Annotated in this window: 7 protein-coding genes; 4 read left to right on the top strand and 3 right to left on the bottom strand. The window is 36.2% G+C overall.

Annotation, left to right across the window (positions count from 1 at the left end):
• Positions 1-152: 152 nt before the first annotated feature.
• Positions 153-2,420, top strand: coding sequence for an aconitate hydratase (locus EKM02_RS09305; RefSeq protein ID WP_126454464.1), 2,268 nt, complete (start codon positions 153-155; stop codon positions 2,418-2,420).
• A gap of 659 nt (positions 2,421-3,079) precedes the next feature.
• A complete protein-coding gene (locus EKM02_RS09300; protein WP_126454462.1) occupies positions 3,080-4,540 on the top strand; it encodes a peptidoglycan endopeptidase in 1,461 nt (486 codons plus the stop codon).
• A gap of 78 nt (positions 4,541-4,618) precedes the next feature.
• Here EKM02_RS09300 and EKM02_RS09295 read toward each other — a convergent pair whose 3' ends face one another.
• Positions 4,619-5,086 (bottom strand): VOC family protein, encoded by a 468-nt coding sequence (locus tag EKM02_RS09295; RefSeq protein ID WP_126454460.1) that lies wholly within the window; start codon positions 5,084-5,086, stop codon positions 4,619-4,621.
• Between the two features lie 135 nt (positions 5,087-5,221).
• On the bottom strand, positions 5,222-6,298 hold the full coding sequence (locus EKM02_RS09290) for a glycosyltransferase family 9 protein (RefSeq protein ID WP_126454458.1): 1,077 nt from the start codon (positions 6,296-6,298) through the stop codon (positions 5,222-5,224).
• A 685-nt stretch (positions 6,299-6,983) separates the two neighbouring features.
• On the opposite strand from EKM02_RS09290, the gene EKM02_RS09285 reads away from it, so the two are divergent.
• Together EKM02_RS09285 and EKM02_RS09280 are read left to right on the top strand one after the other, a co-directional pair.
• Entirely contained in the window at positions 6,984-8,396 is a 1,413-nt protein-coding gene (locus EKM02_RS09285) for a carbon starvation protein A (protein ID WP_126454456.1), read from the top strand.
• Positions 8,397-8,701: 305 nt separating this feature from the next.
• Positions 8,702-8,929: a CDGSH iron-sulfur domain-containing protein gene (locus EKM02_RS09280; protein ID WP_126454454.1), complete on the top strand. Its 228-nt coding sequence runs from the start codon at positions 8,702-8,704 to the stop codon at positions 8,927-8,929.
• Positions 8,930-9,039: 110 nt separating this feature from the next.
• On the opposite strand, the gene EKM02_RS09275 is transcribed toward EKM02_RS09280, so the two are convergent.
• Positions 9,040-9,906: an NAD(P)-dependent oxidoreductase gene (locus tag EKM02_RS09275; RefSeq protein WP_126454452.1), complete on the bottom strand. Its 867-nt coding sequence runs from the start codon at positions 9,904-9,906 to the stop codon at positions 9,040-9,042.
• Positions 9,907-9,956: the final 50 nt, after the last annotated feature.

Raw genomic sequence — 9,956 nt, 5'->3', positions numbered from 1 at the left:
AACAAAAAACACTTGCAAAAACGTTTTTGCAAGTGTTTAATTAAATATTTTTATCTAATAATCTGTATCGGTTATTCCGGACGAGACATAATAGGTCTTCTATTTTTTTGTACCTTGTGATTCTAAAATATAACAACAGAAAATAATTAGATATGGCTTTTGATATTGAAATGATTAAAAAAGTGTACGACAACATGACTACTCGTGTTGATAAAGCACGCGAAATAGTTGGCCATCCGCTTACATTAACGGAGAAAATATTGTATAATCACCTGTGGGATGGAATGCCTTCACAAGCTTTTACCCGAGGAGCTGATTATGTTGATTTTGCTCCAGACAGAGTGGCTTGTCAGGATGCAACAGCTCAAATGGCATTATTGCAGTTCATGCATGCCGGTAAAACTAAAGTAGCGGTTCCTACAACAGTGCATTGTGATCACTTGATCCAGGCAAAAGTGGATGCAGTAACCGATTTGGCCAGAGCAAAAACACAAAGTAATGAAGTGTTTGAATTTCTTTCTTCAGTATCTAATAAATACGGAATTGGTTTCTGGAAACCAGGAGCCGGAATTATTCACCAGGTAGTACTTGAAAATTATGCATTTCCAGGCGGAATGATGATCGGTACTGATTCTCATACTGTTAATGCAGGCGGTTTAGGAATGGTAGCCATTGGTGTTGGAGGTGCTGATGCGGTTGATGTGATGTCAGGAATGGCTTGGGAATTAAAATTTCCTAAATTAATTGGAGTAAAATTAACTGGAAAACTTTCCGGTTGGACAGCGCCAAAAGACGTAATCCTTAAAGTAGCCGGCATTCTTACTGTAAAAGGTGGGACAGGTGCTATCGTGGAGTATTTTGGCGAAGGTGCTACTTCTATGTCTTGTACTGGAAAAGGAACGATCTGTAATATGGGTGCCGAAATTGGTGCTACTACTTCTACATTTGGTTATGACGCTTCCATGGGGCGTTATTTGCGTTCTACTAATAGAGCTGATGTAGCAGATGCAGCGGATAAAATTGCACCGTACTTAACAGGTGATGCTGAAGTTTATGCAAATCCAGAATTGTATTTTGACCAAGTAATCGAAATCAACTTAGACGAATTAGAACCCCATTTAAACGGTCCTTATACCCCTGATTTAGCTACTCCAATTTCTAAAATGAAAGAAGAAGCAATCAAAAATAACTGGCCTTTGAAAATTGAAGTAGGTTTGATAGGTTCTTGTACCAACTCTTCTTACGAAGATATCGCTCGTGCTGCTTCATTGGCAAAACAAGTTACAGATAAAAATTTAAAAATAAAATCTGAATTTACCATTACTCCAGGATCTGAAGTAGTGCGTTATACCATAGAACGTGACGGATTTATCGATATTTTCGATAAAATGGGAGCAACAGTTTTTGCGAACGCTTGCGGACCGTGTATCGGAATGTGGGATAGAGAAGGAGCTGAAAAAGAAGAGCGTAACACAATTGTTCACTCTTTCAACCGTAACTTCTCCAAACGTGCCGATGGAAATCCAAACACTTTGGCATTCGTGGGCTCTCCTGAATTGGTAACCGCTTTGGCTATTGCCGGAGATTTGGGTTTCAACCCATTGACGGATACCTTAATTAATGAAAATGGGGAAGAAGTAATGCTGGATGCGCCAACAGGAAATGAATTACCTCCAAAAGGCTTTGATGCGGAAGATCCAGGTTTTCAAGCGCCAGCTGTTGATGGTTCAGGAGTTCAGGTTTCTGTGAGTGAAACTTCAGAGCGCTTGCAATTGTTAGCTCCGTTTTTGCCTTGGGATGGAAAAAATATTACAGGGGCTAAATTATTGATCAAAGCTTTTGGAAAATGTACTACAGATCACATTTCTATGGCTGGGCCATGGTTGCGTTTCCGTGGACATTTAGATAACATCTCTAATAATATGTTGATTGGTGCCATCAATGCATTCAACCAAAAACCCAATACCGTTAAAAATCAGTTGACTGGTACTTACGATGCAGTTCCGGCTGTAGCGCGTGCTTACAAAGCAGCTGGTGTTCCTTCGATTGTTGTGGGCGATCACAATTACGGAGAAGGATCTTCTCGTGAACATGCAGCCATGGAGCCGCGTTTCTTAGGTGTGAAAGCTGTATTGGTAAAATCATTTGCTCGTATCCATGAAACAAACCTTAAAAAACAAGGCCTTTTAGGATTGACATTTGCTACTGAATCGGATTACGATAAAATCCAGGAAGATGACACCATCAACTTCACAGACTTAATTGATTTTGCTCCGGGAAAACTATTAACATTAGAATTTGTTCACGCTGATGGAACTAAAGATATTATCTTGGCAAACCACACGTACAACGCAGGACAAATTGGTTGGTTCATTGCAGGTTCAGCATTAAACTTGATTGCTGCTGCCGGAAAAGCATAAGCATTTAAATAATTTGTTTCAAAACTCTCAAGGAAACTTGGGAGTTTTTTTTTGGAGCTATTTCCTGCTCTCCGTTTTAAGCTTTTTCGTAAAATTTCTTTTTTTAACGATAAAAAGGAGCTTCCTTTGGTCGCTCTTTTTATCTAAAAAAAATGTAATTTCACTTCAAAAGGCTTTCCACTTCCATCAGGGCTATGACAAACTAACAGTGTTATTATTTTGAATAAAGAATAGATTTTACTCAAAAAAACATTAAAAAATTACAAAAAAGGTGTGAAATGTTCTTTTTGGACGTTAAAAGTTAAAAAAAAGAGAAGTCCTTAAGTTATAAGACTTATATTAGCTTTTTTGTGAAATAAAATTCATCAATTTTTTTCGGCTAGTAATACTGATTCGCACTCCATTAAGTGGCTTGTTTTTTAGATCAGTAGTACCATAGTATTGTAAGATTCCTTTTTGAGTTCTTGCGATGAATTAGAATAAGATCATTCAAAATTTTACAAACACAAAATCAGGTTTTTTTATAAAAAAGGTGTTTTTCCAACCTTTTTTCATAAATAGAAAAAATATAAGCAAATAAACCAAAGCGAAATTTAATAATTATATCCCGAAATCGCTTCTGAGGAATACATAGGATAAGTAATTTGAAAGAGAAGAGTATGAGTGTAAGAGTAATTGTAGCGTTTTTTTTATTTAATAGTATAGTTCTTTTTTCACAGGAAAAAATTATAAAACATACCATCGTAAAAGGGGAAACAATATCGAGTATTGCTGAACGCTATGAAGTGAAACAAAGCGCCATTTACAAACTAAATCCTAAAGCCAAAAATCTTTTAAAGCTTAATTCAGTATTGTTAATTCCAATTATAGGTCTGAAAAAAACCACTACAAAAACGAATACTCCCTTAAAATATGCTACTAAAGAGCACGAAGTACTCTCTAAACAAACTCCATACGGAATTGCAAAGGAATACGGAATATCTCTGGCAGAATTAAACCAATCCAATCCTGAACTAGAAGCTAAAGGACTCCAAATAGGACAAAAAATCACCATTCCGGGAACCGCAGTTACAACCTCAAAAGTGGTTGTTTCTCCATCTAAAAAAGCAACTTTTACACCGGAAATAGTCCTAGACACTGAAGCAACTAATAAACAAATTTCTGAAATTTTGATACGGGAAGTTTTATCAAAAGAAACCAAATATTCCATTGCAAAACAGTACGGAATCACCATTGGTGAATTAGACAAAGCCAATCCTGCAATAGGCGTTAAACCACTTCGGGTAGGACAAAAAATCAATATTCCCTGGACTCAGTTACCCGTTACTCAAACAGCTGTAGTATTGCAGGAAGAGATTAAGGTACAAACAGCAGCACCTATAGCCAGTTTATCTGTTGGTCCCGTTGTGCCGGAAATCACAACAACCGTAGTTTTGCAGTCAAAAAATGATGCACCCGCACTATCAACGGAGGGTGAAGAGAAGGAAGATTTTCAGCGTATTGTGCGGGAAGTAATGCCTAAAGAGACTAAGTATTCCATTGCAAAACAGTATGGGATTACGGTTAAGGAATTAGAAAAACAAAATCCAGATGTGAAAAGAAAACTTCCCATAGGGTACAAGTTAATGATTCAGTCTCCTCATGTACTATTAGAGAATAATAATGCTGAAGGTAATGGTGTTATTGCGCAAACTAAACCGGAATTACACCCGTTTACCAAGCCTGTTTTTAATCATGATTTTCTGGATCAATTGATTGAACATGCCTCCGAAAATATAGGAACCAGATACCGGATGGGCGGAACCACAAAATCTGGGTTTGACTGTTCTGGCTTGATGTGTACTACTTTTGAGGCATTTGATATTAAGTTGCCAAGAACATCAATAGCTCAATCCAGTTTTGGAACAAAGATTAATACGGAAGAAGCTAAAAAAGGGGATTTGATTTTCTTTAAGACAAATGGAAGGCGCCAAATTAATCATGTAGGGATGGTTGTAGAAGTTTGTGAAGGAGAGATAAAATTCATTCACGCCTCAGTGAGCAGTGGTGTTATCATTTCCTCTACAAAAGAAAAATATTATGAAAAAAACTTTACTCAAATAAATCGAGTGTTGCAGTAAAGCGCTTTTTAAAATAAATTATAAAATAGCAAAGCCTTTTCAACTACCTGAAAAGGCTTTGCTATTTTCAGGGATTAATTATTTAGGAAGTGCTTCACTATTTATTTCAATCCAATATCCATCAGGATCCTGAATGTAGATTTGTTTGATACCATCAGCTCGAACAGTAATTTTATCAAGTGTGCCCGGCCAATCTGAATAGGTAATGTTTAGGGTTTTTAATGCCGAAATCAATGCGTCAAAGTTGGCTGATTTAAAGGCTAAGTGGACTGCTTTATTGATTTTTACAGGTTCTTTAATCGTAGATACGAGATGTAATTCTTTTCCGTCACCTAAAGAAACCCAACGAATGCCTTTTTTTTTTGTAAGGTTTGTGATTTCTGAAAGATGTAAAATATTCTTGTAGAAATCAACCGATCGGTCTAGGTCTTTTACGGAAAGGGCAATATGATCTAATTTCAGGGAAAAGGAATTAGTGTTTTGCGCATAAATACTTGATGTACAGGTAATAGCGAATAATAGTGTGGTTAAAAATGTGGTTTTCATAGTGTTAAATAGAATTAAGCGGTTTTAGTTTTAGGTGACTGTCCACAAAGTAGACTAAGTTTACTGCCTGCGATGGCTTCAAAAAAGGGAATCAGGCCGTTTTATATTCAATTGATACATCTTGAAGTAATCGTTTCATAATTTTGATTTTGTAGAATAATTTGGTTTAAGCAAGATACTATTTATCACGTTGATTAATTCCTGTGTGCTGCTGGTATTCGTATTTACGGCAGTACTGCTAGTGCCAAAAGGCGCATATTTGTTTTGATTTTCTCGTGAAAAAAGTCCAACTGTTGGTGTTAGTGCTGAACTGGCTAAATGCATGATCCCACTATCAGCACCAATAAAAAGTTTGGTATTTGCAATTACGGAGGCAATTTCTCGAATGTCTTTACTGTAAAATGTAGTTGCTTTAAAACCTATTTGGGAAATATTCTCAACTGGCAAAACCTCAATGATGTTATACTCTTGGTATTCTATTTTTAATCTTTCATAGCATTCTTCCCACCAGGTTTCGGAATAGCATTTGTCATCTGTTGCATAGGTAAAGATGCAAATCGTCTCTTTGTCATTTTTGACAAGTTCTTGGACTATTTTTTGACCTTCAGCATGTTCAGCAAGACTCAATTTAAGATCTAGCGGTGGTACTGAATTTTTGTTTTCCGCGAATCCCAGAGTGGTCAAAAAGTTTCTGAATTCATATATCGGATATTTTGCAATATGCTCGTAATCAATATAATTTAACGATATGTCTTTGTCAAGAGCTCCAAAAAATTTATATTTGGCATCTGCAAATTGAGCGGATAATCGTCCCGAAGAGGAATTTTTATCCACATTGATGACAATGTCATATTTTTGTTTTTTAATTCGTATCCAAACCTTAAAATATTCAACAAGATTTTTGAATGGTTTTTTGGGAAGTGCAATTACGGTATCGATATTGGTATATTTTTCAAATACAATTGGTGCTAAACCACCTTTTACAAACAAATCAATCTTGCAGTCCGGAAAAGTAGCTATTACATCTTGAACAAGTGGGGTAATGAGCAACAGATTTCCCAATCTGTGGTTGGGTCTGGAAATTAAAACCCTTTTGATCTCTATTTTTTGAGTCCAATCAATTTTTTGATTCTTTTGTGAATTGCCAATATTTTTGGTTAGACCTTGTGTTGCAATTCTTCGATATGCATTTATTTTTTTTAAGATACTCATGCGTTTAAAATAGAATTTAGAATTGAACTTTACTATTATTTATCAAAGGAATCAAGTGGTGCATAGTACGGTTCCGGAATGTAAACAATCGGAACACCTCAAAAGGTACTCCGAACGCAGCAAATGTACAATTTAGATCGAAACAATGCTGTTTTTAGTCTTTATTATAATCGATTGGTTCAGTGAATTTATGAGCTATGAGCCAAGTGTATGTGTGAAGCGGTACTCAAATGAGTTTTGAATTCAAAAGTATTTTTATATATGGGCTCGAACAAAAATACAGATTGGCCAAAGTCTGCCAGCTAAACTATATTACACACGATTTTTGTCTGGGTTCTGCTGTAATGAAGATTGTTGTAAAAATAGAACAATAAGTATCCCCTCGGTGTTTTGTAAATTGGCACACCACATCAATTCGTATAAAGAGAGGCAAGTGGATTTTAATTTTGTGAAATAGTAGGGATATATGTAGGATATGGAAAGGCCTTATTTCTCTTTTGAATAAAATAATTAAGCTATTCTTATAAAAGCGTAATAAGAGCCGTTATAATTGCATTTTTCGTAAAAAAAGCTGAATAAGTATGTAAATAGGTTTGTTTTAGTTAAAAAAATCTAAATTATTGGTGCCTTACCTTGGATACCAAGTTTGATGTCATATATTTAAAAGATCTAAACTATGTAAACTATGATTACTTTTATTATTGCAATTTTTTTATTGATTTTTGGTTACATCATCTACGGTAAATTTGTAGAGAGAAATTTCAAGATCGACGAGAACAAAACGACGCCGGCAAATGAACTTACTGATGGGGTCGATTTTGTTCCCATGAGTAGTAACAAAAACTCATTCATACAAATATTAAATATTGCGGGAGTGGGGCCTATTTTTGGGCCTATTTTAGGAGCTCTATATGGACCATCAGCTTTTATCTGGATCGTTTTAGGATCTATTTTTGCAGGGGGTGTGCATGATTACTTGACAGGAATGATTTCTATGCGGTACGGTGGTGCACATTTACCGGAATTAGCGTCTCGGTTTTTGGGCAAGTATTTTAGTCACGTTGTTAACTTTTTTGCCCTTCTTTTATTGGTTTTAGTTGGTACCGTATTTGTTTCGGCACCTGCCAAAATGATTAATGAATTAGTGGGAAATGATGCAGACATTTATCTGATTATTGTGTTCTTAATCTTCCTGTACTATATTATTGCGACCGTTTTGCCTATTGATAAAGTGATCGGTAAGATATATCCGGTTTTAGGTTTTTTGCTATTGATAAGTGCCTTGGGTATTTGTATCGGGATGTTTATGTTTGGGAATCCAATCCCTGAACTAACCTTAGAAAATCTGCATCCAAAAGGAATTCCCTACTATCCGGTAATATTTTTGACTATATCCTGTGGTGCTTTATCCGGATTTCATGCCACGCAGTCCCCTATAATTTCTAGAACGATAAACAACGAAAAAGACGGTAGAAAAATTTTCTACGGAATGATGATTGTTGAGGCGGTTATTGCAATGATTTGGGCAGCAGCTGCAATGAGTTTGTTTCATGGAAACGATCTTAGTTTGTTGCTTGAAAACGGTGGTCCAGCTGCTGTTGTAAATAAAATTTCGGTAACGTTCTTAGGGACTATTGCTGGGACAATCGCAGTTTTAGGGGTGATTGTTTTACCAATTACTTCCGGTGATACATCGTTTAGAGCCGCAAGAATGATTATTGCTGATTATTTCAAAATTGATCAAAAGCTGTTGAAAAACCGTTTTATGGTTGCTACTCCACTTTTTGTGATCTCCTTTATTTTAACCAAAATGGATTTTGAATTGTTGTGGAGGTATTTTTCTTGGGCCAATCAAGTAACTGCAGGGATTGCTCTATGGATTGGTGCGGTGTATTTGTACCAAAGAAAAACTAACTATATGGTAGCTCTAGTGCCTGCTTTTTTCATCAGCTCTGTCATTGGTTCTTACCTTTGTTATGATCCTACTATAGGTTTTGGATTAGATATCAGTATTTCTAACACAGTAGGAATCTTATTCTCAATTGCTTTGACGGTATTGTTTTTTAGTGTGTTGACAAAAAGGAAATCAACATTATAGTTGCCTTAAAGTCTGCTGTATGATGTATGAAAGCAGTGTAAATCCGGGCATGATGCTAATTATAACAGGATAGGTATAATTTAATATTGAATGGGTATGGACAGAGAGCGAGTTATACTAAGCAAATGCTGTTTGTGTAGCAGTAAAACGATTTTCATACCTTTCAGTTAGCACGTATTGGACCTTAGATTTTTATAATATAGAACTAATGTAAATTAGTCTTTTGGTTGAGAAAAGAGAGATAATTTGTACTCCGTTAACATATATTTTGCAATCTTTGGCCTCAAAAAAAATCAAACTGCATTATGAGCAAGACAAAATTAACAATCAATCGCAATGGTTCTATAAAAATAGAAGGCGATTTTGAAATAACAGACTGTGAAGGAAAAACATACGGATTAGAGGGAAGAACGGCGTTGGGTCTTTGCCGTTGCGGACTATCGGTAAACAAGCCTTTTTGTGATGGTTCTCACCGCAATGGTTTTGAACATGAATCAGCTGCATTCGACTTGCCTCCGATGAAGATTAAGTAATATCATTTTTACAATTAAATAATAAAAGCTACATCTTATGGGTGTAGCTTTTTTTGGTTTTATTTAAACGAATTATACACAATGATTTATTCGCTGAATTAACTGTTGTTTTAAAATGATTTACTTTTTAAACTACTGATAATTGCCATCACATCTAAATCGCCTAATCCTTCTTGCTCTGCTGCGGCATAACTGTCGTACAAAGGATGAATCAACGGAGAATTGAGTCCGGCTTCTTTGGCAAGTTTTAAATCTTTGACCAGATGTTTCAACGCAAATGCAGCAGGATAGGAATCGTTCAGAATGGAAGGTGTTTTAATATTCGTAATTCCGTTGCCGCAAGCACCTTGATTGATGATGTTGAGCATGTCTTCTTTGCTTACGCCGTTTTTCTCGGCAAATAAAACCGTTTCGGCTACTCCTTGAAGATTTAATCCTAATAGGTAATTGATGGCTAATTTAGCAGAACTTGCTACGCCAGGTTCCCCTACGTGAATCGCAATTTTACCCAAAACCTCAAATATGGGTTTGGCTATTTCGAAATCTCCAGCCGAAGCCCCAACAAGAATGACTAACGTTCCGTCTTGTGCCGGTTTTACACTTCCAGAAACGGGAGCATCTATAAAATGTACCTGATGTTGGTTGCAAATGGTGTTTAAATAACGCGAGGTTTCTGGAGCAACCGTACTCATATTGATGATGGTTTTGCCAGGATGTGCTTTAGATAATAAACCTGTTGCTCCTTCAAAAACTTCTTTTACCGCCGCGTCGTTGGACAACATTGTCAAAACTACGTCGCATGTTTGCAGTAGTTCGTGCAAACTGCTTGCTGATTTTGCTCCTGAGGCCAGTAACGGTGCTTCTTTCTCTTTGGTACGATTGAAAACGGATACTTCAAAACCGGCTTTGAGTAGGTTCATAACCATTGGATTTCCCATGTTGCCAAGGCCTATCCATCCTAATTGTATTTTATTCATGTTTATTAGTGCTAAATGATATCTTTCTTTATAGATGTGACTTTATTGTT

The sequence above is a fragment of the Flavobacterium sp. RSP49 genome (assembly GCF_003968735.1).
Taxonomy (GTDB): domain Bacteria; phylum Bacteroidota; class Bacteroidia; order Flavobacteriales; family Flavobacteriaceae; genus Flavobacterium.
This window is presented reverse-complemented; position numbering and strand designations above follow the sequence as displayed.

What these genes read in the sequence shown, in the direction of transcription:
- EKM02_RS09305 (WP_126454464.1), top strand. Translation starts at nt 153, where the DNA reads ATGGCTTTTGATATTGAAATGATTAAAAAAGTGTACGACAACATGACT.
- EKM02_RS09300 (WP_126454462.1), top strand. Translation starts at nt 3,080, where the DNA reads ATGAGTGTAAGAGTAATTGTAGCGTTTTTTTTATTTAATAGTATAGTT.
- EKM02_RS09295 (WP_126454460.1), bottom strand. Translation starts at nt 5,086, where the DNA reads ATGAAAACCACATTTTTAACCACACTATTATTCGCTATTACCTGTACA.
- EKM02_RS09290 (WP_126454458.1), bottom strand. Translation starts at nt 6,298, where the DNA reads ATGAGTATCTTAAAAAAAATAAATGCATATCGAAGAATTGCAACACAA.
- EKM02_RS09285 (WP_126454456.1), top strand. Translation starts at nt 6,984, where the DNA reads ATGATTACTTTTATTATTGCAATTTTTTTATTGATTTTTGGTTACATC.
- EKM02_RS09280 (WP_126454454.1), top strand. Translation starts at nt 8,702, where the DNA reads ATGAGCAAGACAAAATTAACAATCAATCGCAATGGTTCTATAAAAATA.
- EKM02_RS09275 (WP_126454452.1), bottom strand. Translation starts at nt 9,906, where the DNA reads ATGAATAAAATACAATTAGGATGGATAGGCCTTGGCAACATGGGAAAT.